The sequence below is a fragment of the Lentzea flava genome (assembly GCF_014648475.1).
GTDB lineage: Bacteria > Actinomycetota > Actinomycetes > Mycobacteriales > Pseudonocardiaceae > Lentzea > Lentzea flava.
Genome location: NZ_BMRE01000002.1, coordinates 175882 through 199030 on the forward strand (window position 1 = coordinate 175882; position 23149 = coordinate 199030).

The window sequence follows — 23149 nt, forward strand, 5'->3', positions numbered from 1 at the left end:
GCCTCCTACGGTCGGTGCGGGAACCGCAACCGACCGTATGCGACCGTTCATGCTTTGTTAACCCACAAGTTGTTCACCAGCGAAAACAGCTTCGGACGGAACGTCCCTTGTGTCCGCCCGGTTGAACGTCAGCAGCCCGGCGGCGGCCAGGCAGAGGACCGCCGCGACGACGAACGGCTGCGCCAGGTGGCTGACGAACGTCGCAGCCAGGGCACCCCCGAGCCAGCGCAGGAAGTTGTACCCGGCGCTCGCGACCGGCCGCGGTGCGTCGCTCACGCTCATCGCGGCACCGGTGAACAGGGTGTTCAGCAGACCGCTCACCAGACCGCTCACGATCACGGCCAGCACCAGCAGCGGCTTGCTCGGCACCGCCATCAGCAGCATGAGCACGGCAAAGGCCAGCACAGATCCGATGATTGCGCTCTTCTCGCCGATGCGGTCGGCGAGCCGCGGCGCGAGGAAGACGCTCGACACGGCGACGCAGACACCCCAGCCGAAGAAGATCAGTCCGATCTCGACGGCGCCCCACCGCAGCACGAACGGCGACCAGGCGAGAACCGTGAAGAACGCGGCCGTGTAGAGAGCGGCCCCGATCGAGGTGCGGAGCAGGACGGGGTGCTTGAGCGCCTTGAGCGGGTCGAGCAGGCCGATCCTCGGACGTTCGTGGTGGGAGTCCCTGGCCAGGAAGATTGCACAAAGGATCAACGCGGCGGCCATCAGGATCGCGGTGCCGAGGAACGGCCCGCGCCACGAGATGCTGCCGAGCAGAGCCCCCAGCAACGGCCCCACGCTGAGGCCGAGGCCGAGCGCCGCCTCGTAGAGCAGGATCGCACCCTTCTGCCCACCGCTCGCCGCACCGACGATGACGCTGAGCGCGGTCGCGATGAAGAAGGCGTTGCCGAGCCCCCACACGGCCCGCAGCCCGACGAGCTGGCCGATGCTCCCTGCCGCCGAGCACGCCAGCGTGGCGATGACGATGAGCGCCAGCCCGCCGACGAGCGTGCGCTTGGCCCCGAACCGCGCCGTCGCGGCGCCCGTGAAGAGCATCGCCACGACCTGGACGCCGAGGTAGGAGGAGAAGAGGAGGGTGACCTGCGCGGGTGTTGCGTGCAGACCCTCCGCGATGGACAGCAGGATCGGGTCCACGAGCCCGATCCCCATGAAGGCGATGACCGCGGCGAACGCCGTGATCCACACCTGCTTGGGCTGAGCTTTGAAATTCACTTAGCTACCCTAACAGATTTTAGTTAGCATGACGAAGCATCATGCGTCACGGGGTACGGTTCGGAGTGTGGAAGCGGTGATCTTCGACCTCGACGGCGTGCTGATCGACTCCGAGCAGGTGTGGGACGAGGTGCGTCAGTCCTTCGCCCGCGCCCACGGGGGTGTCTGGACTCCCACCGCCACCCGGGACATGCAGGGCATGTCGACGCCGGAGTGGGGTGCCTACCTGGTGTCGTCGGTCGGCGTCCGGCTTTCTCCCGGGGAGGCTTCCGCCGGTGTGATCGCCGAGATAGAGAAGGCGTACGCGACGCACCTGCCGGTGATTCCCGGCGCCGTGGACGCGGTTCGTGCGGTGGCCGATCGTTTCCCTGTCGCGATCGCGTCGTCGGCGCCGGCTGTGCTGATCAAGGTGTTCCTGGACGTGACCGGGTTGCCCGTGCCCGTCGCGGTGTCGTCGGAGGAGTGCGCCGCCGGCAAGCCCTCACCGGACGTCTACCTGCTGGCGGCTTCGCGGCTCGGCGTTTCCCCGGCTGCCTGCTACGCCGTCGAGGACTCCACGAACGGGCTTCGTGCTGCCCTGGCGGCGGGAATGACGGTGCTCGCGGTGCCGAACCCGCACTTCCCGCCCGCCGAGGACGTGCTGGCTCAGGTGCGGGTGCTGTCCTCGATCGCCGACCTGCCGGGTGCGCTGACGTAGCTGATCGCGGCCATGCCGATCGCGATGGACGTGCAGGCGATGACGCCCTTCGGCCAGTAGATGTGGCTGTCGAGGAACAGGTAGCTGCCGATCAGCAGGAAGACGGCTCCCGGGATCGCCTTGACCTTGTGCTTGAGCAGCACGCACACCGCGATCGCGAGGCTCACCGCGAAGAAGCACCACGCGCCGACGTGGCCGAGCTGGTTGCCGATCTTGAAGATCGGCGCGTCGGCGGCGCTGCGGCCCCCGTTGGCCAACGTCATCGCGCCACCGCCGATGCCGGCCAGCGCGTCGAGTGCGCCGTAGAAGACGACGTAACCGAACGCGGCGACGCGGGCGGGGTAGCGCACGAGCTTCGGGGTGTCGGCGAGCAGAACCCATTGCGCCGCACCGAGGAGCGGGAAGATCACCGCCAGGATGATGTGCATGTTCTGCCACCACCCGGCGGTGGTCGCGTCGAGGAGGTGCGGGTGGGTCAGGCCGATGCCGGCGAGGACCAGACCTGGCAGAGCGACCAGCAGCGTGCGCACCGGGCGACGATAGCGTTGGTCACACCGGTTCGAGGTGAAGGTCGCGCAGGGCGGTTTCCAGTGCGTCGTCGGCCCGGCACGCGATGTCGGGCTTGACCCCCACCTGCTCCCAGTTGGTGCCGGTGACCGCGTTGACCGACCTCGCCGTCGGCAGGTGCAGCTCCAGGACGTCGGTCAGCCGGAACGCCTCGACCGGATGAGCGCCACCGCCGGTCGTCTCACCAACGACCACGGCTCGTCCGAGCGCCTGCAGGTTGTAGGCGAGCTCTTCGCAGCCGGAGAACGTGGTGGAGCTGGTGAGCACCCGGATGGGTCCGTCGATCCGCGTGGCCGCCGGCGAGGTCCAGAACTGCCGCGGCGGGCAGCCGAGCTCTTCGACGTCCTGCAGGTGCACCGGTTCCTTGCCGAGCAGGTGCCCGCAGATCAGCGCGACCGTCTCGGGAGTGCCGCCGCGGCCTGCACGCAGGTCGATCACGAGCGCGGCGGCCGAGGACACGAGCGTGAAGGCGGCGCGGACGTACGGCTCGGCCAGGTGAACCGGCGACATGCAGGGGGCGATCTCGATGAGCCCGACGCCGTCGTCGAGCAGTTGGACGCGGCGGAAGCCACCGGCGTTGCGCAGGGCTTCGGCCGCGTGCCGGGCCTCGTGCTCGGCCCCGGAGAAGTCCGATGCCGCGCCTTCTGGCCGATGCCGCACGCGCAGGTGCCGGTCGTTGTTGGCTCGTTGCAGGCGCTGGGTCAGGGCCGCGGCCGCCGCTTCCGGCGTGAGGCCGGCGAGTTCCACGGCGTCCAAATCGGCGACGATGGCGGCCGCGTGGTCCCGCAGGACGTACCGCTCGCCCACCAGTTCCTGCACGTGGGAGATGAGCTGACTGGTTTCGATCATGACCGAAGTCAAGCAACCGGCTTGACCAAGCGACAACAGCTCTTGACGCTTGATGGATGACGCGCTCACCGCAGTACGAGGTCATCGACGCCACCAGCCCCGCGCAGATGCGGGCGTTCGCCCACCCGACCCGGCACCGGCTCCTGCGCGCCATCGGCGAGGACGGGGCGACGATCAGCCAGTTGACCCACCGCCTCGGCATCAACAAGGGCAACGTCGCCCACCACCTCGGTGTGCTCGTCGAAGCCGGGCTGGTCCGCAAGGGCCCCACGCGAACCGTTCGCGGCGGCACCGAGCAGTACTTCGTCAAGACCGCCAGGAGCTACCGGTTCGACGCGGGCGATGGTGGCGAAGCGACCAAGGCGATGCTGGCGGCCGTCGCCGAGGAGATCCCCACCGCCGACGACGGGCACCTGTTGTTCCACCGCGTCCTCCGGCTCACGGCGGAACAGGCCCGCGCACTCCAGGAACACCTGGAATCGCTGGTGCACGGGCTGGTCCCGGCCAAGCCCGGCGAGGCGGAGCACGGCGTGCTGGTGAGCGTCTACCGCCGGTCCTGATGCTCAGCACCAGAACCGGAGAGGGTGACTCCCGCAGCGACCGCGCGGTGCCTAGCGTGGCGCTCATGACGCAACGAGTTGCTGTGGTCACCGGCACGGCGCAGGGCATGGGGCTGCGGATCGCGGACGTGCTGCGCGAGGACGGGTTCGCCGTCGTCGGGTTCGACCTGCAGGAGAGCAAGGACGGAATCGTCGGCAACGTCGCCAGCGCCGCGGACGTCGAGCGGCTGACCGAGCACGTCATGAGCACCCACGGGCGGGTGGACGTGCTGGTCAACAACGCGGGGATCGCCGGCATCGTGCCGTTCGAGGACACCACGCTCGAGCAGTGGGAACGGATCATGGCCGTCAACCTGACCGGGCCGTTCCTGCTCACGAAGGCGCTCGGCAAGGTGATGCTCGAACAGGGCAGCGGGTGCGTCGTCAACATCGCGAGCGTCGCCGGGCTGCAGGGTGTGGCGGACCGGGCGCCTACAACACCACGAAGCACGGGCTCATCGGGCTGACCAGGACGCTGGCCGTGGAGTGGGGTGGCCGCGGGATCAGGGTCAACGCCGTGTGTCCCGGCTGGGTCAAGACCGAGATGGACGTCGAGTCGCAGGCCGGCGGCCACTACGTCGACGAGGACATCACGAACCACGTGCCCGTGGGCAGGTTCGCGGTGCCGGACGACATCGCGCAGGCCGTGAGGTTCCTGGCTGGCGACAACGCGCGGTACGTCAACGGTGTGGCGTTGCCCGTGGACGGCGGGTGGACCGCGGACGGCAGCTGGCAGAAGCTGCGGCTCTCGAAGCGCTGAGGAAACGATGAACGGCGCTTTTGTGCACTTCAGGTGCACAAAAGCGCCGTTCATGGTTCAAGCTACTCGCCGCGGATGAACGCCTCGACGGCCGCGTGGGCCTCGGGGTCCGAGTACTGCACGGGCGGGGACTTCATGAAGTAGGACGACGCCGAGAGGATCGGGCCGCCGATGCCGCGGTCGAGGGCGATCTTCGCCGCGCGGACGGCGTCGATGATGATGCCCGCGGAGTTCGGGGAGTCCCAGACCTCGAGCTTGTACTCCAGGTTCAGCGGCACGTCGCCGAAGGCACGGCCTTCCAGGCGGACGTACGCCCACTTGCGGTCGTCGAGCCACGCCACGTAGTCGGACGGGCCGATGTGGACGTTGTCCTTGCCGATGTCACGGGACAGCTGCGACGTCACGGACTGGGTCTTGGAGACCTTCTTGGACTCCAGGCGCTCCATTTCCTTCATGTTCAGGAAGTCCATGTTGCCGCCGACGTTCAGCTGCATGGTGCGGTCGAGCTGGACGCCGCGGTCCTCGAAGAGCTTGGCCAGCACGCGGTGCGTGATGGTGGCACCCACCTGGGACTTGATGTCGTCACCGACGATCGGCACGCCGGCCGCACGGAACTTCTCCGCCCACTCCGGGTCCGACGCGATGAAGACCGGCAGCGCGTTGACGAACGCCACACCGGCGTCGATGGCGCACTGGGCGTAGAAGCGGTCGGCCTCCTCGGAGCCCACCGGCAGATACGACACGAGCACGTCGACCTCGGCGTCGCGCAGCGCCTGCACGACGTCGACCGGCTCGAAGTCGGACTCCTCGATCGTCTCCCGGTAGAAGCGGCCGAGACCGTCGAGGGTGTGACCGCGCTGGACGACGACGCCGAGCGGCGGCACGTCCGCGATCTTGATCGTGTTGTTCTCGCTGGCCACGATGGCCTCTGCCAGGTCGACACCGACCTTCTTGGCGTCGACGTCGAACGCCGCCACGAACTCGACATCACGCACGTGGTAGTCACCGAACTGCACGTGCATCAGGCCGGGCACGCGGGTGCTCGGGTCGGCGTCCTTGTAGTAGTGGACGCCCTGCACCAGCGACGCCGCGCAGTTGCCAACCCCGACGATGGCCACTCGAACGGTGCGGCGATTTCCGCCCATTGCCGAGTCCTCCTTGATCAAAGATGAGTACTACTCGTCCCGCTCGGACTGTTCGTGCGCGATGAGCTCGTTGAGCCACCGCACCTCGCGCTCCGTGCTTTCCAGGCCCTGCCTGTGCAGCTCACGGGTGTAGCGGTCGATCTGCTCACCCGTGCGCGTGAGCCGCTCGCGCAGCCCCTCCCTGCGTTCTTCGACACACCGGCGCCGGCCTTCCAGGATGCGGATCCTGACGTCGGCCGGCGTGCGGGAGAAGAACGCCAGGTGGACTCCGAACGAGTCGTCGTCCCAGGTCTGCGGACCCGCGTCGGCGAGGAGCTCGGCGAACCGCTCCTTCCCCTCAGGGGTCAGCTTGTAGACCTTGCGAGCCCGACGTCCCCAAGAAAGAGCCGACTCCTCCGGCCCCTCCTCCACGATCAGGCCCGCACGTTGGAGTCGCCGCAAAGTTGGGTACAGCGATCCGTAGGAGAACGCGCGAAACGCTCCGAGCAGGTCGTGCAAGCGCTTGCGCAGCTCGTAGCCGTGCATGGGCGCCTCGTGCAGCAGGCCGAGCAGCGCGAACTCGAACACGAGTCACCTCCTCGCACCTGCACCGATAGGTGAGGCGATTATATCGCCGCGATACATCGATTGCCCCTCTCAACTGTGGGATGTGGCACACCGTCATATCGCGCCCGGCCGCGCTGCCCTGAACGGCCCATCATGACCAAAGCCGTCGGCACGTACTCTGGTCACGTGTTGACCCAACGGCAGGTGGTGGACTACTCGCTGCAGCGGCGTGCGCTGCTGGCGGAGGTCTACTCTGGCCGCACGGGCACCATGGAGGTCTGCGACGCGTCCCCGTACCTGCTGCGAGCTGCGAAGTTCCACGGGACGGCGACGGAAGTGCCATGCCCGGTGTGCCGGAAGGAACCGCTCACGAACGTCTCGTGGGTCTACGGTGACGAGCTCAAGCACGCGACCGGCTCGGCGCGCACACCTGAAGAACTCGTGAAGATGGCAACCCTCTTCGACGAGTTCACCGTGTACGTCGTTGAAGTCTGTCGCACGTGCAGTTGGAACCACCTGGTGCAGTCATACGTCCTGGGGAAGCGTGGGCTGGAAAAGCCCCGCAGGAGGACTGCGGCGGAATGACCCACAGGTGACACTGCTCCGAATGAAGTACGACCACCGAACCGCGTGCTGATGCACGCTGGTCTGGGAGGCCTTTCACGTGAACGACCAGCATGATGACCGGCAGCGCGGAGGCGAGCCGCAGTGGCCGACCGGGGACGACCCGGACGGCGGCGGCACGAGGCGCGATGTCCCGAATCAGCCACGACCGGGCACCCCGCCCGGCGGTTTCGCGCGCCCTCCCCAGGGTGGCACGCCACCCGGTGGATTCCCACAGCAGCAGCCCCCACGCCGCCCGAACGGACCAGGCGCGCCCCAGGGAAGCCCCCAGGGCGGTCCAGGCCGTCCACCGGCCCCTCAGGGCGGTCCTGGCGGCCGTCCCCCCACACCGCCCGGCGGCATGCCGGTGCCACCGCCTCCCGGCGGCCGTCGTCCCGGCGGCCCGAACGGCCCGAACGGTCCTGGTGGCCCTCAGGGCGGCCCCGGCGGTCCGGGACGTCCCGGTGTGCCTCAGCGTCCCGGTGAGGAGCGGACCACGCAGCTGCCGCCGGTCAACCGGCCGCCGCAGCGCGAGCCCGACCTCCTGACGCACCGCGAGCCAGAGGACGAGTTCCTGCTCGCCGGTGTCGACGACGACGAGGACGAGTACTACGACGACGAGCCGGAGCTCACCGAAGAGGAGGAGCGCCGTCTGCGCAAGAAGAAGATCTGGAAGCGCGTCCGCATCGGCGCGTTCGTCGCTCTGGGCCTGATGATCCTCGGCCCGGTGATCGCGGTCGCGGTCGCGTACCCGCTGGTCGACTGGCCGCGGCCGGACGAGGTCGCGGCGTCGCAGGACAAGACGATCACGCTGCTCTACTCCGACGGCTCGGAGATGGGCAAGATCACCTCGCCCGGTCAGAACCGGACGATGCTGACGTACGAGGAGATCCCCGACACCGTCAAGCACGCCGTGCTGGCGGCCGAGGACGCGAACTTCTACGAAAACCCCGGCTTCGACGCCAAGGCCATCCTGCGCGCCGTCTGGATCCAGGCGACCGGTGGCTCCAGTGGTGGTTCCGGTCTGACGCAGCAGTACATCAAGAAGGCGACCGGCAACGAAGACCCCACGCTGACCCGCAAGTTCACCGAGGTCGTCAAGGCCTTCAAGATGAGCAACGAGTCGGACCACAACACGATCCTCACCGCATACCTCAACACGGTGTACTTCGGTCGTGGTGCGAACGGCTTCAAGGCCGCGGCGCAGGTGTACTACAAGAAGGAGATGAAGGACCTCACTCCTTCCGAGGCCGCGCTGATCGCCGCGATGATCCAGACGCCCTCGTGGTCCGAGGACAAGGCGTACTCGCAGAAGCAGTGGAAGTACGTCATGGGCCAGATGCTTCAGAAGAAGTGGATCGACCAGGCCTACTACGACTCGCAGCAGTGGCCGGAGCCGCTGTCCTTCGGGGACAACCAGCCCGGTGGTCTCGAAGGACCGCTCGCACGCGTGAGCCAGCAGGTCCAGGACGAGATGGACAGCGAGATGGTCGGCATCACGATGGAGAAGGCGCAGAAGGTCGGCGTCACCATCCACACGACCATCGACCCGAAGATGCAGCAGGCGGCCACCGACGCGGTGAACACCGTGATGGAGGGCCAGGACCCTGAGCTGCGCACGTCGCTCAGCGCGATCGACCCGCAGTCCGGTGCGGTCCGGGCCTACTACCCCGGCAAGGACGGCCTGAAGGGCATCGACTACGCCAAGGGCACGATCCAGGAGGCCGGCTCGTCGTTCAAGCCGTTCGACCTGGTCGCCGCGCTGAAGATGGGCAAGGGCATCGGCGACACCTACGACGCGACACCGCGCACGATCGCCGGTGTGCCGATCCGCAACGCGAGCAACACCACCTGCGGCAAGCAGTGCACCATCAGGCAGGCGATGAAGGAATCGCTCAACACCGTGTTCTACGACATGGTGGCGAGCCCCAACGGCACGGGCACCAAGGCCGTCGCGGACGCCGCGCACGCCGCGGGCATCCCGAAGACCGTCGTGGTCAACGGCAAGGCGCAGGAGACGCTGGTCGGTGAAGGCGGCAACCCGCCCAACGCCGGTATCTCCATCGGCGCGGACAACGCCCAGGTGCGGCCGTTCGACATGGCGTCGGCGTTCGCGACGTTCGCCGCGCGCGGCATGTACCGCGAGCCGTTCTTCATCACCAAGGTCCAGGGCCCCAACGGCGACATCCTCTACCAGCACGCGGACAAGGCCGTGCCCGCGTTCGACCCGGTGGAGGAGAAGAGCCGCGACATCGCGGACAACGTCACCGAGACGCTGAAGGAGATCCCGGCGTACTCGAGGATCCCGTGCGCGAACAACCGCGAGTGCGCGGGCAAGACCGGTACCCACGAGCTCCCCGACAGCGTCGACCAGAACTCGAAGGCCTGGATGGTCGGGTACACGCCGCAGCTCTCCGCGTCGGTCTGGGTCGGCAAGGACCAGGGCAACAAGCCGATCAAGGACAAGAACGGCAAGGCGATCTTCGGCAGTGGCCTGCCAGGCCAGATCTGGAAGAAGTTCATGGACGCGGCGCTCTCGGGCATGCCGGTGGAGAAGTTCGCGAAGCCGAAGCCTCTCGGCAACTTCAACCCGCCGAAGCCGTCGAACACGCTCTCGAACACCCCGTCCAACACGCCTTCCAACACTCCGTCGAACACTCCGTCCGCTCCCGTGTCGACGGAGCCGACGAGGCCGTCGGACAACCCGTGCTTCCCGCTCAAGTGCCCGCCGAGCACGTCGGGCCGGCCGAAGCCCGGTGATCCGGATCCCAACCCCACCCCCTGAGGTGGCTGACGGCTGACAATTCAGACAAAGCGGGGCCTGGCGCTGGACGCCAGGCCCCGCTTTGCGTTCGAGGTGATCAGCCTTGCGACGAATGGCAGACTTGACGTCGCCCTTCATTGCACCGCGAAAATGATGATCGACTTTCACCGACGACGAATTCCTGTCCAGTAGCTGCTGTTCAACCGACAACCCCCTGGTTGACACCACACCAGGCGGACTGTTATACCAATTTCGGGGGCGAGTGAGAACAGGAATCAAAGAGCCTCACCACCACTCGAATGGCGTATTCAGGTTTTTTGACGAAAATTGAAGAAAGAGCCTGGGGGATTCATGCGCTTACCGAAGGTAAGATCGCAAGGAAAGGGCCTGCGCGGAAGATCTGAGACCGTCGCGGCGGCCGTCGTTGCAGCTTTGCTGGTCACCACAGTTGAACCGGCTTCGGCCGCGACCGACAAATCAATCGACCAGGCACCGCCGCCGGCGACCGCGGCGAGCACCGAGCCAGCGTCCGTTCCGCAGAACAAGCGGACCGAGGTGATAGGCAAGGACTGGCAGAAGTCCACCGACATCGCGTGGACCACCACCGGTGACGCCACCGGCTTCCACGTGCTCGGGGCTCGCGCGAGTGACGGCTACGCGTGGCGCACCGTCACGTCGCTGGTCGAGCCGGGCTTCGAAGCCGACCAGTGGATCGGCAACGCGTGCGCCACCGCTTCCGGCAAGAAGCTCGTGGTCGTCTACGCGCCACGAACCTTCACCAACAAGAACCACCTGTTCGAGCGCGGCGGCTTCACCGCGACGGTCGACCTCGAGACCGGTGCCGTGACGAAACTGCCGGTGCACAGCACCATCGCCTACTACAGTCCCGGCTGCGGCAACGGCGAACGTGCGGTGATCACCCAGCTCGCGACGGAGTCGAAGGGCAAGACGCGGCTGGTCGAGATCGACGCGGCGGCGGCGACCGCGACCGAGCCCATCGAGATCTCGGGCCAGGTGACCTCGGCGATTCCCACCAAGGACGGCATTGTCGCCGCGGACGACGGCCGGCTCATCACCGTGGACGCCAAGGGAGCACGGCATCTCGCCAAGACCTCCTCTTTGCCGTTCTACCTGCGGACGGACTCCGACGGCGGCGTCGTCTTCCTGGACACCGAAGGCGGGACGTCGTTCGTCCGACGGCTCGAGCGGGTCACCAAGAACGCTCCGGTGAAGACCCTGGCCAAGGGACCGCTGACCGAGCTCGGGCTGACCGCGAGCGCGACCGGCAAGGTCTTCATCACCGGCAAGGCCGACGAGGTCAAGCAGCTCCCGGCGAGCGTCGCCCGTGCTGACGTGCCCAAGTCGAGCACGATGTCGGTGCGTGGCGAGCTCGCTGTGACGGGTGTGCAACGGGCCAGGACACCGGACCAGGGCGCCGTTCAGGCGGATCCGGCGGCTTCGAAGCCCGTGCGCGTCGAGGCGAAGGTCGCGGCGACCGGGAAGTCCGCGGCGTTCACAGTTCTGCCGCAGGCCCAGTCCGCGGTCGGCTCAGCGCCGAGCCCGAAGCTCTCCGCCTCCGGCGGTGAGATGACGGCGGCTGGATCGCCGAACAGCCCGCTCGACGACGAGTCCGTGTGCGCGATTCCGCGCAGCAGCGCGAACATCCAGGTCTACCAACCGACTCCTCGGCAAGTCGAGTGGGCGGTGGACTACGCCGTCACGGGCGGACTGAACATCCAGCGCGAGGTGAACTGGAAGCAGTCGGGGATGACGAGCGCGTGGACGCCGCAGGGGCTGTTCCCACCGATCCCGCTCGAAGGCGGCGGTTCGGTCCCGCCGCAGGTGATGCTGGGCATCCTCGCCCAGGAGTCCAACCTCTGGCAGGCCTCGCGCTACGCGCTTCCCGGCGTGACCAGCAACCCGTTGATCGGCAACTTCTACGGCGTCAACATCTACGACGCGAACCCGGACAACGACTGGGACATCAGGTGGGATCACGCCGACTGCGGCTACGGCATCACGCAGATCACCGACGGAATGCGCAAAGCGGGACGCGAAAAGCCAGGTGAGATCGCGCTGCCGGCGAACAAGCAGCTCGCGGTCGCCGTCGACTTCGCCACCAACATCGCAGCCGGCCTGCGCATCCTGCAGGACAAGTGGAACCAGACCCGCAGGGCCGGGATGAAGGTCAACGACGGTGACCCGCAGTGGCTGGAGAACTGGTACTTCGCCGTGTGGGCCTACAACTCGGGGTTCAACCCGCAGAACGGCAGCAACCCATGGGGGCTCGGCTGGGCGAACAACGCCGCCAACCCGAACTACCCGCGCAGCCGCGCGCCGTTCCTCGAGAACGGGTACGCCGATGCGGCGAACCCGCAGCTCTGGTCGTACCCGGAGAAGATCATGGGTTGGGCGGGGCATCCGATCGAGGCCGTGGTCTCTCCCGGTGTGGTCGCATCCGGCTACGCGTACGCGTGGTGGAACAGCGCCGACTACCGACGCAAAGTCAAGCCGGACAACTTCCTCTTCTGCGTGAAGACCCTGAACGACTGCGACGAGAACTCGTCCTTCACGCCCGACAAGCCGGACGACCCCAGCACACCGGAGGACGAAAGCACGATCGGTGAGCCCGTCGGTCCGTGCGGCCACCGCGACGCAAAGGGCTACTACGACCTGAAGTGCTGGTGGCACAACTCCTCCACCTGGAAGTCGAACTGCACCGAACAATGCGGTTACTCGACCAACAGGTTCCGCGACCCGGACGTGGGGTATCAGCCGGACGGAATCAGCTACCCGCCGAACTGCTCCCCGATCGGTGTGCAGGGTGCGCTGATCGTCGACGACACGGACGCGCCTTCGGCGAGATCCTGCACCAGGCAACCGAACTCAGGCTCTTTCAACCTCGAGTTCGGAAGCGACGGGCAGGGCCGATACCCGTCGAAGATCGACTTCCACCAGATCGGCGCCGGCTTCAACAGCCACTTCTGGTTCGCCCACACCAACAGCAACGACGCCTTCGGCAAAAAGATGAAGGTCACCGGCACCTGGACGCTGAACCAGGCGCTCAGCTGGGCCCGCGTGATGGTGCACATTCCCGATCACGGAGCACACACCCAGCAGGCGAGATACGAGATCGATCTGCGTGATGGCACGCCGCCGCGGTCGCGTTTCGTCAACCAGAGGACCGAGCGGAACAAATGGGTCTCACTGGGTGTCTACAAGTTCGCGGGAGCACCGATCGTTCGCCTGAGCTCGATCACGCAGGACGGGCTCGGCTCCGAGGACATCGCCTGGGACGCCGTCGCGTTCCAGCCGCTGGCGCAGAAGCCCAAGCACATCATCGCCGCGCTCGGAGACTCCTACGCGTCCGGCGAGGGTGCCGGCAACTATTTACGGGAAACCGACAACAACCACGGCAAGCGTGAGTGGAACGCGTGCAGGCGAAGTGATGACGCCTGGCCCAGGAAGTTCACACTGCCCGGAATCAACGGTTACGTCGGAAACGCTTCCGACAGTTTCTCGAAGGATGTCGAGCTGGCATTCGTCGCATGTTCGGGTGCCCAGACGTGGAACGTCGACGGAGGTGTCTCGGGAACAGAAGTCCCGTTCTCGTGGTCGGAACCGGACAACTACCAGAAGGGGAACGGGCAGTATCACGAAATGAGGCAGGTGGACAGTGGTGTGCTCGACGAGAACACCACCCTGGTCACACTGTCGATCGGCGGCAACGACGCCGGATTCACCGACGCGGTGGTCGAATGCCTGCCCCCACTGGTCGGCTGTGCGGACCGGGATACCTACATCCCCAAGTACAAGGCGTCGATCGACAACGCGCTGACCAAGGTCGAGCGCGTGATCAACCGGATCAAGACACGGGCCCGCAACGCCAAGATCCTGCTGATGGGTTATCCCGAGCTCTTCAGCACGACGCAAACCTGCGTGCCGGGGATCGGCACGAAGGAATCCGCCGCCCTGAGCACGCTCGCGAAGTACATGAGGGACAAGTCGAACGAGATGGTCAACAGGCTCGGCGCACCAGTCGCCTACGCGGACGCAGTGAGTCATTTCGCCGGCCACAACGCCTGCGATCGGGAATCGTCGATCCACGGCCTCGTGACCGGACCACACGGTGACGGTGATTCCCACCCCGGGGACAAGTTCGGCTTCTGCATCATCTTCGAAGGCGCCTGCCTCAGCCGGGAAGCGTTCCACCCGACCACGGCCGGGGCCTACAGCTACGGAAGACTGTTGGAGAACAAGCTCCGCGAGATAAACTACGGAGGATGACCGAGACGAATTCCACGCGCCCCAGCGGAGCCGGTAGATCCTGGCTCCGCTGGGGCTGCCTGATATTGCTCGCTCTGGTGGCCGGAGCAATAGTGCTGATCACCGTCACGATCGTCAGATTCCTGCACAGGGCCGACCCCGACAGGCAGATGACCATCCAGGTGGAGAGCATCAGGAACAACCTCCTGGCGCATGCGGAGGACGGCGTTCTGACCGACGAGGAGATCATGCGAGTCACCTCCCGGGACAGTGACGGAGATCCGCAGGCGCGCCGCGGACAGAAAAACGTCTCGTTCGACACGGCTGTCAACGTCGTGACGAGCTCGCTTTTCGGCTCGTCCGGAAAAACCGAGTGCTACACCTTCACGATCACCGTCCCGCTGTCGCGATCCAGCACGGTCACCGCGACGAAACTCCCGTCGTGCGAATCGCTGGTCCGTGCCAACTGATCGTTCGTCCCTCCTGGGACGACCGGGCGCGCAGCTCTCCGCTTCCCGCAAGTGCCCGCCGGGGTCATCGGCCTTGCTGCGAACGGTGGGCTTGACGTCGCACTGAGTGGCCGGTTAACTCATTTCCAGCGAGGGCCGGGGGAGGCCGCTCGCAACGGGGCCCTCGTGCCCACTGGGGATGACTCGGAGAGCACCACGCCGAGTTTTGTCGTTGTCGGGGTTTCGGCTGAGCTTCTGCGCTCAGTCTTTTTCGGCCTGCCCGGAGAGGCAGGAAGCGCAGCTCGAGCCGCGATTGTCCGTGGGGGATGACACGTGCGTTCAACTGTTTCCGCATTGATCCACGTCTGACTTCCTTCACCCGAATCCGCAGATCTGTTCAAGCACGCCAGTGCGCGCTCGCAGGTCTGGTCGGCATGCCCGAAAACAAATTGGGGGGATGAGCGTTGTCAAAAATCCGAAGACGAGCCTTGGTCGCCGCAGGCGCTGCGGCACTGATGCTCGCAACCGTTGTTCAGGCCGAGGCGAAACCCGCTCCGGTCGCTCCGCCGGCGAATCCCGACGCGGCCGCACCGCTGAGGCCCAAGCCACCGGTCGAGCCACCCGTCGTGCCCGCGGAGAAGCGGCAGGAGCTGCTCGGGCAGGGCTGGCAGCAGTCCGGTGACCGGCTCTGGACCACCTACGGCGACGGCACCGGGTTCCACGTGCTGGTGGCGGAGGCCAAGACCGGCTACTCGTGGCGCACGGTCGCCACGCTCGGCACCAAGGCCCTCGAAACCGACAAGTGGATCGGCAACGCCTGCGTCACCGGCGACGGCACCAAAGCCGTGGTCGTGTACGCACCACGCACGTTCACGAACAAGGACCAGCTGTTCGCACGCGGCGGCCTCACCGCCGTGGTCGACCTCGTCTCCGGCGAGGTCAAGAAGCTGCCGGTGAAGACGACGCTCGCGTACTTCAACCCCGGCTGCGGCACGGGTGACACGGTCGCGCTCACCCAGGGCGGCGAGGAGGACCGCGGCAAGACCCGGCTGCTCACCGTCGACGCCAAGTCGGCCCAGCTCAGCAAGCCGACCGACCTCGACGGCCAGCTGACCTCAGCCGTTCCGTTCCAGGAGGGGTTCGCGGTCGCGAGCGGCGGCGGTGTGCTCAAGGTCGGCAGGGACGGCCAGAAGAGGCGGCTCGCCCTGACCAAGGGCACGCCGTCGTTCCTGCGCCCCGACGCCGAGAACGGCGTGGTGTTCGTGGCGCCGGAGGACACCACCAAGGTGAGCATCCAGCGCGCCACCGCCGGCGTCGGAGCGAAAACCACCACGCTCGCGACCGGCAAGGCCGGTGAGCTCGGTGTCGCGCCGGGCTCGGCGGGCAAGGTGTTCATCACCGGCAAGGCGGCCGAGGTCAAGACGCTGCCCCAGTTCGTCCGCAAGCTCGACGTCGACGCCCGCGCCGAGGTGTCGACCAACGGCGAGACGGCGATCATCGAGCAGCTGCCGACCGGTTCCGCGGTGCAGGGCGATCCCCAGGCGTGGCACCTGAAGGCGAAGAGCCTCCGCACGGGCAAGGAGGTCGGCTTCACCGTCGACGCCGTCGCAGCGCTCAAGCCGCGCGAGGTCGACCCCGGCTACACCTGCGCGATCCCGCGCAACGACACGAACATCCAGGTGTACCAACCGAAGCCCAAGCAGGTCGAGTGGGCGGCGGACCTCGCGGTGAAGGGCTACCTGACCGTGCCGCGCTCGCCGGGCTACCGCAACCTGAACAACGGCAGCTACACCCCGCAGGGCCTGTTCCCGCAGCACCCGATGGTCAACACCGGCGGACGGGGCAAGGTGCCCGCGCAGATCCTGCTCGGCATCATGGGCCAGGAGTCGAATCTGTGGCAGGCCGCGCGGCACGCGCTGCCGGGTGAACTCGGAAACCCGCTGATCGGCAACTACTACGGGCTGCCGATCTACGACGGCAACCCCGACAACGACTGGGACGTCGACTTCTCCGACGCGGACTGCGGCTACGGCGTGACGCAGATGACCGACGGCATGCGGAAGACGGACACGAGCCTCACCTACCAGCAGAAGTTCGCGATCGCCACGGACTACGCGGCGAACGTCGCAGCCGGCCTGCAGAAGATCCAGGAGAAGTGGAACCAGGTCCAGAACGCCGGGATGAAGGTCCACGACAACGACTTCTCGAACATCGAGAACTGGTTCCTGGCCGTCTGGGCCTACAACTCCGGCTTCAACGCCCAGGGGCAGAAGGACCCGACCGCGTGGGGCGTCGGCTGGAGCAACAACCCGGCCAACCCCAAGTACGACCCGAACCGCACTTCGTTCGGCGAGAACCCGAGGGACTTCGCCACCCCGCAGAAGTGGCCCTACCCGGAGAAGGTGATGGGCTTCGCCGCCTTCCCGCCGTCCGGCGCCGAGGACGAGAACACCGAGGTGGCGCTCTTCCTGAACGCCACGTGGAACGGCGACCCGAACGTGACTCCCGGCTCTCCCGGCTCACCCGAGTTCAACCGCCGGAACGTGAAGCCCGACCGGTGGACGTTCTGCAACGCGAGCAACAACTGCGTGCGCGACGGCCAGTACACGCCGAACAAGCCGGACAACCCCAGCACGCCGGAGGACGAGAGCACGATCGGCGAACCGACGGGACCCTGCGCTCACCAGGACGCCGCGGGCTACTACGACCTGAGGTGCTGGTGGCACAGCTCGGTCTCGTGGAAGTCCGACAACTGCTCGTCCACCTGCGGCTTTCCGTTCATCCGCTACGACTACCCGCAGTACGCGAACGAGTCGTCCGTTTCCGACGGCGTCAGCTATCCGCCCACCTGCGACCTGGCGAACCTGCCGATCCAGGGCAGCAGCCTCTACATCGACCACAGCGCGCCGAACCTGAGGCAGCGGCCGTGCAACCAGCCGCCGTCGTCCGGCAGCATGACCTTCCGGACCGACGGCAGGCCGGCCGCGATGGTCGATCTGCACCAGATCGGCAGTGGTCTGGGCAGTCACATGTGGCAGACCACGGTCAAGGGCGACAACCCGACCGACCGCAAGGCCGAGATCACCGCGGAGTGGAAGCTCAACGCCACGCTTCGCGGCAAGGCGGACGTGTGGGCCTTCATTCCCGCGCACGGCAAGAACAAGGCCACTGAGGCGCAGTACCGGGTCGAGACCAAGGACGGCGTCGTGAAGACCGGAGTCGTCGACCAGTCGAAGTTCGCCAACAAGTGGGCGCTCATCGGCTCCTACGTCTTCAACAACGCGCCGAAGGTGACCCTGAGCTCGGTCACGCCCAACGGCGGGCCGGGCAACAACCAGATCATGGTCTTCGACTCGATCACGTTCTCGTCCCCGACCCCGTCGCCTGGTGAGGTCAGGATCGGTCCGATCGTCAACAACGCCACGGGCAAGTGTCTGGCGCCCAGGGACCCCGAGCGTGCTTCTCCCGTGGGACAGCAGCCGTGCACGGGCACGTTCACCGATCACTGGTTCCTGAGCAAGGACGGGCAGACGATCCCGGCGCCGGAGGACATCAAGCCCCGTGACTGGACCACCTACAAGGTCGTCCATCGCGGTACGGGCCTGTGCCTGGGGGCACACGAAGGTTGGTACACGCCTGGCAACTACCTGGAAATCAGACCGTGCGACGCAAGCTCGTTCGTCTGGCACTACACGCAGGATCTGATGAAGTTCCCCACGGACAACGGATACCTGTACGGCGGACCAGGAATGGCGATCCGGCCCAAGGACGACAGCCATGACGACGCCGCTCAAATGATCCTGCAGAAGATCGCCGACTCGAACAACCCGCCGCCGAGCCCTTACCTGGCGTGGGACTACTGATCCGGCGATGAAACTCCTGCTGGCCCTCGTGATGCTCGCGGACCTGTCCGGGCAGCTCGGCCTCGAGCACGCCTGGGAGCTGTCCAAGGGCACCGGGGTGGTCGTCGGAGTCGTCGACACCGGCGTCGACGACGGCCGCCCCGCACTCGCCGGCGCCGTGCTGCCCGGTGCCGAGTTCCCCGAACTCGGCACCGGCACGCGCGACCAGCTCGGACACGGCACCGACGTGGCCGAGCTGGTCGTGAGCGTCGCACCGGAGGCGAAGATCCTGCCGGTCAAGCTCAGCGGCAACAGCGTCGAGGCGAACGCCGCGATCAGGTGGGCCGTCGACCACGGCGCACGGGTGCTGAACCTGTCGCTCGGCAGCTCCGCGACCGGCACGTTCGACGAGGGGCTGCGGTACGCCGCCGATAACGATGTTGTGGTCGTGGCCGCGGCGGGCAACGCGGACCGGGACACGGGGGTGCGCGCACCCGCGAACGGTCCCGGCGTGCTGGCGGTGTCCGCCGTCGGCCAGGACGGGGCGTTCCGGCCCGACGTGAGCGTCGCGGGTGCGGAGGTCGCACTCTCCGCGCCCGGCGTCGGGGTCACCGGCACGGGGAAGTCCGGCACCAGCTTTTCGGCGGCGATCGTGTCCGGTGTGGCGGCGCTGGTGAGAGCCCGGCATCCGGGCCTGAGCGCGCAGGAGGTCGTCGGGCTGCTCACCGCGACCGCGGAGGATCGCGGTGCCCCCGGCAGGGATCCCGAATACGGGTTCGGGGTGGTCGACCCGGTGAAGGCGTTGACCAGTCCCGTTGATCACAAGGACGAAGGACCCTTCTGGTGGACAGGCGCGGCAATTGCGCTGACGGCGTCCGCTGGAGCATTCCTCGCACACAGACGACGCCGATCCAGGCGTTCTTGAAAGATATTCAGAGAGATTCTGGGGGAATTGTGAACATCAGACGCAAGATCACGGTGCTGTTGTCCGCCGTCCTGGCGATGCCGCTGCTGATGTCCGCGGGCATCGCCGAGGCCGCGCCTGCGAAGAACCAGTGCGTCGCAGTGCTCAAGACCAGGAACGCGCCGCCGGTCATCACCTGTGCGGCCAAGGCGGACGCGCCGGAGCTGAAGGCCGCTTCCGCAGCCCTGACGCCGCTCATGACCTGGTACGACAACTGGCACTACGACGGCAGCGCCGGGCAGATGACCTGGATGGGCGCGTACGGCACCTGCGACCACGAGGGCTACACCGTCAACTTCGAAGAGGTCTACCGGGAGTGGAACCGGCGGATCTCCTCCTTCCGGCTCCACGGCAACTGCCACGCGGGCTCGGTGTGGCACTACGCCAACGCCGACATCCAGTGGATCGACGGCGACGTCTACTCGGTGCCCGACTACTACGGAGCGCAGTTCAACGACAAGATCTACGGCTTCTTCCTGAACGACTGCTGGTGCTGACGCCTTTCTGCGCGATCAACTGAAAGTCCTGGGGGAAGAATGAACAAGATCGTTCCGTTCGGCCTGCTCGTGGGGGCGTTGTTGTCCACGACGGCCGCGCCTGCCGAGGCCGCCGCGGCCCAGAAGTACTGCGTTGTGGTGACGAGCGCGGACAAGCAGAGCACGAAGATGACGTGCGACAGCCTCGACAACTCGGCGAAGCTGCAGGCTGCCACCGCGATGGCTTCCACGAAGCTCATGACGTGGTACGACAACGCGGACTACAACACCTGGAACGGTTACATCAGCTGGTACGGGAATTTCGGCACCTGCGATTCGAGCGGCTACGTGGTCGATCTCGACGCGACGAACTTCACCGCCTGGCGAAACCGCATTTCGTCGTTCGAGGTGCACGGTGCCTGCGGGTACACCGTCGGCTATCTCCAGGACCACAACCCGAACTCTCCGAGCAACGGCTACAAGGGCAACACCTCGTGGGTCGGTGAGGAGTTCAACGACCGGATCAACCGGTTCCGGGTGAGGACCTTCAACTGAGCGGATCTGGGGGATTCGTGAACAAGTTCGCCACGAAGGCGGTGCGGACGACCGGTGTCTACCAGGGCTGGGTCGGCAGCCCGACGATCTACTACTACCTCAGCGCCGGGGAGACGGTGGTGATCAACTGTCACGCGACCAGCACCTACTCCGCGATGAGGCCGGGCTGGCGCGAGGGCTGGGTGAACGGGTTCGACCTGGACACCGGCCACGACCCGAACCCGAACGTCCCGCCCTGCAACTGATCACCGGCTGACCGTTTCGGCGTGGTCGGACATGTTGACCACGCCGAAACGGTCTTGGCCGTAACATCCGCGACGTGCCCAGCAGCCCTGCCGAGCTTCCCGCCGAGGACACCGACTCGCTCACCCACGAAGAGCGCGTCGCCCCCACCTGGACAGAGTCGCTCGCCCGCACCCTGAGCAGACCGTTCGGCGGCCCGCTCGGCGAGCACGCGCAGGTCGGCAGGAACTACTTCTGGACGGCGCTGCGGGTGATCCTGCTGCTCGCCGTGCTGACGTTGCTGGCGGGCTGGGTGCAGAAGTCGCCGTGCATCCAGCAGTACGTCGACGACAAGGGCCAGGTCCAGCTCGACTGGCGCGGGAGCAGGCAGTTCACAGCGCTCTGCTACTCCGACACCGTGCCGCTCTACACCGCGGAACGGCTCGACCAGCGCGGATCCTTCCCGTACATCACGTCGTGGAAGGACGACGAGGGCAAACCGACCGAGCACGTCCGGTACATGGAGTACCCCGTCGTCACCGGTGTCTTCCAGTGGCTCAACGCGCGTGTGGCGCAGGGGCTCGTGGCGCTGGTGCCCGGCCTGCCGATGACGGTCATCGTGTACTTCAACGTCACGGCGTTCTGGCTCGCCGTGGCCTGGCTCGTGACCGTGTTCTCGGTTGCGCGCATCGCCCGGCGGCGGATGTGGGACGCCGCGATCGCCGCCGTGTCGCCGCTGGTCATCGTGCACGCGTTCACGAACTTCGACACGATCGCGACGGCGTTCGCCACGGCTGGTCTGCTGGCGTGGGCGCGGAGGAAGCCCGCGCTCGCCGGTGTGCTGCTGGGTCTTGGTGGCGCGGCGAAGCTCTACCCGTTGTTCCTGCTCGGGCCGCTGCTGTTGCTGTGCTGGCGTTCCGAACGGCTGAAGGCGGGCCTCACCACCACTGCGTCGGCCATTGGGGCGTGGGCGCTCGTCAACGCTCCGATCGCGTTGAACCCGGCCTCGCACACGGGGTGGAAGGAGTTCTTCCGCCTCAACACCGAGCGCAACGCCGACCCGGACACGCTCTACAACGTGCTGGTGCAGTGGACGGGGTGGCAGGGCTTCGACCCCGGACTGCAGCAGGGTCAGGCGCCGACGGTCCTCAACACGGTCAGCTCGGTGCTGTTCCTCGTCTGCTGCGCCGGCATCGCCTACGTCGCGCTGAGCGCGCGGACCAGGCCGCGGCTCGCCCAGCTCGGGTTCCTGGTCGTGGCGGCGTTCCTGCTGACGAACAAGGTGTGGAGCCCGCAGTACTCGCTGTGGCTGGTGCCGCTGGCCGTGCTCGCGTTGCCGCGCTGGAAGCTGCTGCTGGCGTGGATGACGGTGGACGCGCTGGTGTGGGTGCCGCGGATGTACTTCTACCTGGGCACCGACAACAAGGGCCTGCCGATCGACTGGTTCCTCGGCGCCGTGCTGCTGCGCGACGCGGCCGTCATCGGTCTGTGCGTGCTCATCCTCAAGGAGATCTACCACCCGGAGCGCGACCTCGTCCGCGCGGCGGGCGACGAGGACCCGCTGGCAGGCGTCCTGGCCGACGCGCCGGACCGGCAGGTCGTCACACCCGCACGAGGCGAGCCATCGCACCGAATGCGGCACCGTTCGGATGCAGGTGATCACCGGAGTCGAACTCCGGACGCAGTCTGAGCGGGTCGGCGGGGTCGCGCAGGGCGGCGTCGAAGTCGATCGCGTCGGGGAAGGTGGCACGGATCCAGTCGTTCGTCCGCTGACGCTGCCGTTCCCGCGCCTGAGTCCAGTTCACCCAGCCTCGCCACGGCGTGAGCGTGCCGACGAGCAGCTGCACGCCCTCGTTGCGGCAGCGCAGCTGGATCGTGCGGATGCCCGCGATGACGCTGTCCGCGCTGACGTCGCTCTGGATGTCGTTGATGCCGCCGAGCAGCACGACCTTGCGGACCTCGTCGCTGTGCAGGACGTCCCGGTGGAGCCGGGTGATCATCGGGGCCGGGCCGTGCACCACGCCGTTGCCGCTGATGCCCGCGTTGAGGATCGCGTGGTCGCTCTCGACCAGGGACGGCCAGGTGTCGTCCCGCTCGCCCTCGGTGATCGAGTCGCCGAACATCACCGCCGCGCCAGGAGCCGTGAAGCCGGCGACCTCGACCGCCGAGACGAGGCAGACGTACGACCGCGCCGACGTGATCATGCGGTGCGCACGGGCCTGACAGGGCGTGCCCGCCGGTGTGTACGTGCTGATCTGCAGCCTGCTGGTCACCTTCAGCTGCACGGCGTCGCTGTGGACCTCGTCGCGCGGCCTGATCGTGACGCTGCGGGAGCGGCCGAACGTCAGCTGCCGGGACACGCCGTCCGCCGTGACGGTGACCTGCTCGACGCGGACCGGCGTGACACCCATCAGGTTCGACAGGCGGAGGCGGACGGACGTGCCGCCCGCACCTAGGTCGACGGTCGAGCGCACGCTCTGGTCCGGCACGGAGGTGGAGAGCGTCGGCACTGCCTGCCACACCGGCAGCCAGCGGATCGCCGCCGACCGCTCGTGCGGTCCGGAGGCGCCGCAGACCAGCAGCAGTGCCAGGACGATGATCACCCTCACGGGTGCAGTCTG

General features: G+C 67.0%; 18 protein-coding genes and 1 pseudogene. 13 read left to right on the forward strand and 6 right to left on the reverse strand.

Features of this window, described 5'->3' with window-relative positions; translation table 11 throughout:
* Nucleotides 1–57: 57 nt before the first annotated feature.
* Nucleotides 58–1224 (reverse strand): MFS transporter, encoded by a 1167-nt coding sequence (locus IEZ09_RS05035; protein WP_189252382.1) that lies wholly within the window; start codon nt 1222–1224, stop codon nt 58–60.
* A gap of 67 nt (nt 1225–1291) precedes the next feature.
* On the opposite strand from IEZ09_RS05035, the gene IEZ09_RS05040 reads away from it, so the two are divergent.
* The gene (locus IEZ09_RS05040) at nt 1292–1921 is read left to right on the forward strand and encodes an HAD family hydrolase (protein ID WP_189252383.1); all 630 of its coding nucleotides are present in this window, start codon (nt 1292–1294) and stop codon (nt 1919–1921) included.
* Here IEZ09_RS05040 and IEZ09_RS05045 read toward each other — a convergent pair.
* Nucleotides 1870–2451 carry a hypothetical protein gene (locus IEZ09_RS05045; RefSeq protein ID WP_189252384.1) on the reverse strand — a complete coding sequence of 194 codons (582 nt, stop codon included), beginning with the start codon at nt 2449–2451 and terminating at the stop codon, nt 1870–1872. The genes IEZ09_RS05040 and IEZ09_RS05045 overlap by 52 nt on opposite strands.
* A gap of 19 nt (nt 2452–2470) precedes the next feature.
* Nucleotides 2471–3337, reverse strand: a complete 867-nt coding sequence (locus IEZ09_RS05050) for a S41 family peptidase (RefSeq protein WP_189252385.1) — start codon at nt 3335–3337, stop codon at nt 2471–2473.
* A gap of 56 nt (nt 3338–3393) precedes the next feature.
* Here IEZ09_RS05050 and IEZ09_RS05055 point away from each other — a divergent pair, with 56 nt between their 5' ends.
* Nucleotides 3394–3897 carry an ArsR/SmtB family transcription factor gene (locus IEZ09_RS05055; protein WP_189252386.1) on the forward strand — a complete coding sequence of 168 codons (504 nt, stop codon included), beginning with the start codon at nt 3394–3396 and terminating at the stop codon, nt 3895–3897.
* Nucleotides 3898–4004: 107 nt separating this feature from the next.
* Nucleotides 4005–4696: pseudogene (locus IEZ09_RS05060) on the forward strand (SDR family NAD(P)-dependent oxidoreductase).
* A 62-nt stretch (nt 4697–4758) separates the two neighbouring features.
* Here IEZ09_RS05060 and IEZ09_RS05065 read toward each other — a convergent pair.
* Both IEZ09_RS05065 and IEZ09_RS05070 read right to left on the reverse strand, forming a co-directional pair.
* A complete protein-coding gene (locus IEZ09_RS05065) occupies nt 4759–5841 on the reverse strand; it encodes an inositol-3-phosphate synthase (RefSeq protein WP_189252387.1) in 1083 nt (360 codons plus the stop codon).
* A 30-nt stretch (nt 5842–5871) separates the two neighbouring features.
* Nucleotides 5872–6408: a PadR family transcriptional regulator gene (locus tag IEZ09_RS05070; protein ID WP_189252388.1), complete on the reverse strand. Its 537-nt coding sequence runs from the start codon at nt 6406–6408 to the stop codon at nt 5872–5874.
* A gap of 165 nt (nt 6409–6573) precedes the next feature.
* On the opposite strand from IEZ09_RS05070, the gene IEZ09_RS05075 reads away from it, so the two are divergent.
* The 10 genes from IEZ09_RS05075 to IEZ09_RS05120 all read left to right on the forward strand — a co-directional run bounded on the left by IEZ09_RS05075 (nt 6574) and on the right by IEZ09_RS05120 (nt 22218).
* Nucleotides 6574–6972 carry a DUF5318 domain-containing protein gene (locus IEZ09_RS05075; RefSeq protein WP_157985376.1) on the forward strand — a complete coding sequence of 133 codons (399 nt, stop codon included), beginning with the start codon at nt 6574–6576 and terminating at the stop codon, nt 6970–6972.
* Between the two features lie 379 nt (nt 6973–7351).
* A complete protein-coding gene (locus IEZ09_RS05080; protein WP_189252389.1) occupies nt 7352–9775 on the forward strand; it encodes a transglycosylase domain-containing protein in 2424 nt (807 codons plus the stop codon).
* 330 nt (nt 9776–10105) lie between these two features.
* Nucleotides 10106–14041: an SGNH/GDSL hydrolase family protein gene (locus tag IEZ09_RS05085; RefSeq protein ID WP_189252390.1), complete on the forward strand. Its 3936-nt coding sequence runs from the start codon at nt 10106–10108 to the stop codon at nt 14039–14041.
* A complete protein-coding gene (locus IEZ09_RS05090; RefSeq protein ID WP_189252391.1) occupies nt 14038–14490 on the forward strand; it encodes a hypothetical protein in 453 nt (150 codons plus the stop codon). Before IEZ09_RS05085 ends, IEZ09_RS05090 begins: the two co-directional genes overlap by 4 nt.
* A gap of 494 nt (nt 14491–14984) precedes the next feature.
* Nucleotides 14985–18332, forward strand: coding sequence for a golvesin C-terminal-like domain-containing protein (locus tag IEZ09_RS05095; protein ID WP_189252392.1), 3348 nt, complete (start codon nt 14985–14987; stop codon nt 18330–18332).
* Between the two features lie 7 nt (nt 18333–18339).
* Nucleotides 18340–19236 (forward strand): S8 family serine peptidase, encoded by an 897-nt coding sequence (locus IEZ09_RS05100; RefSeq protein WP_189252393.1) that lies wholly within the window; start codon nt 18340–18342, stop codon nt 19234–19236.
* A 29-nt stretch (nt 19237–19265) separates the two neighbouring features.
* The gene (locus tag IEZ09_RS05105) at nt 19266–19772 is read left to right on the forward strand and encodes a hypothetical protein (RefSeq protein WP_189252394.1); all 507 of its coding nucleotides are present in this window, start codon (nt 19266–19268) and stop codon (nt 19770–19772) included.
* 39 nt (nt 19773–19811) lie between these two features.
* Nucleotides 19812–20306 (forward strand): hypothetical protein, encoded by a 495-nt coding sequence (locus tag IEZ09_RS05110; RefSeq protein ID WP_189252395.1) that lies wholly within the window; start codon nt 19812–19814, stop codon nt 20304–20306.
* Between the two features lie 17 nt (nt 20307–20323).
* Complete coding sequence (locus IEZ09_RS05115; protein ID WP_189252396.1) at nt 20324–20551, forward strand: hypothetical protein; 228 nt, start codon at nt 20324–20326, stop codon at nt 20549–20551.
* A 74-nt stretch (nt 20552–20625) separates the two neighbouring features.
* Complete coding sequence (locus IEZ09_RS05120; RefSeq protein WP_189252397.1) at nt 20626–22218, forward strand: glycosyltransferase family 87 protein; 1593 nt, start codon at nt 20626–20628, stop codon at nt 22216–22218.
* On the opposite strand, the gene IEZ09_RS05125 is transcribed toward IEZ09_RS05120, so the two are convergent.
* Nucleotides 22130–23137: a GDSL-type esterase/lipase family protein gene (locus IEZ09_RS05125; protein WP_189252398.1), complete on the reverse strand. Its 1008-nt coding sequence runs from the start codon at nt 23135–23137 to the stop codon at nt 22130–22132. The genes IEZ09_RS05120 and IEZ09_RS05125 overlap by 89 nt on opposite strands.
* Nucleotides 23138–23149 lie beyond the last annotated feature (12 nt).

Coding starts and splice junctions, on each gene's coding strand:
- IEZ09_RS05050 (WP_189252385.1), bottom strand. CDS start 3,337: ATGATCGAAACCAGTCAGCTCATCTCCCACGTGCAGGAACTGGTGGGC.
- IEZ09_RS05095 (WP_189252392.1), top strand. CDS start 14,985: ATGCTCGCAACCGTTGTTCAGGCCGAGGCGAAACCCGCTCCGGTCGCT.
- IEZ09_RS05065 (WP_189252387.1), bottom strand. CDS start 5,841: ATGGGCGGAAATCGCCGCACCGTTCGAGTGGCCATCGTCGGGGTTGGC.
- IEZ09_RS05090 (WP_189252391.1), top strand. CDS start 14,038: ATGACCGAGACGAATTCCACGCGCCCCAGCGGAGCCGGTAGATCCTGG.
- IEZ09_RS05100 (WP_189252393.1), top strand. CDS start 18,340: ATGAAACTCCTGCTGGCCCTCGTGATGCTCGCGGACCTGTCCGGGCAG.
- IEZ09_RS05085 (WP_189252390.1), top strand. CDS start 10,106: ATGCGCTTACCGAAGGTAAGATCGCAAGGAAAGGGCCTGCGCGGAAGA.
- IEZ09_RS05110 (WP_189252395.1), top strand. CDS start 19,812: ATGAACAAGATCGTTCCGTTCGGCCTGCTCGTGGGGGCGTTGTTGTCC.
- IEZ09_RS05055 (WP_189252386.1), top strand. CDS start 3,394: ATGACGCGCTCACCGCAGTACGAGGTCATCGACGCCACCAGCCCCGCG.
- IEZ09_RS05080 (WP_189252389.1), top strand. CDS start 7,352: ATGCCGGTGCCACCGCCTCCCGGCGGCCGTCGTCCCGGCGGCCCGAAC.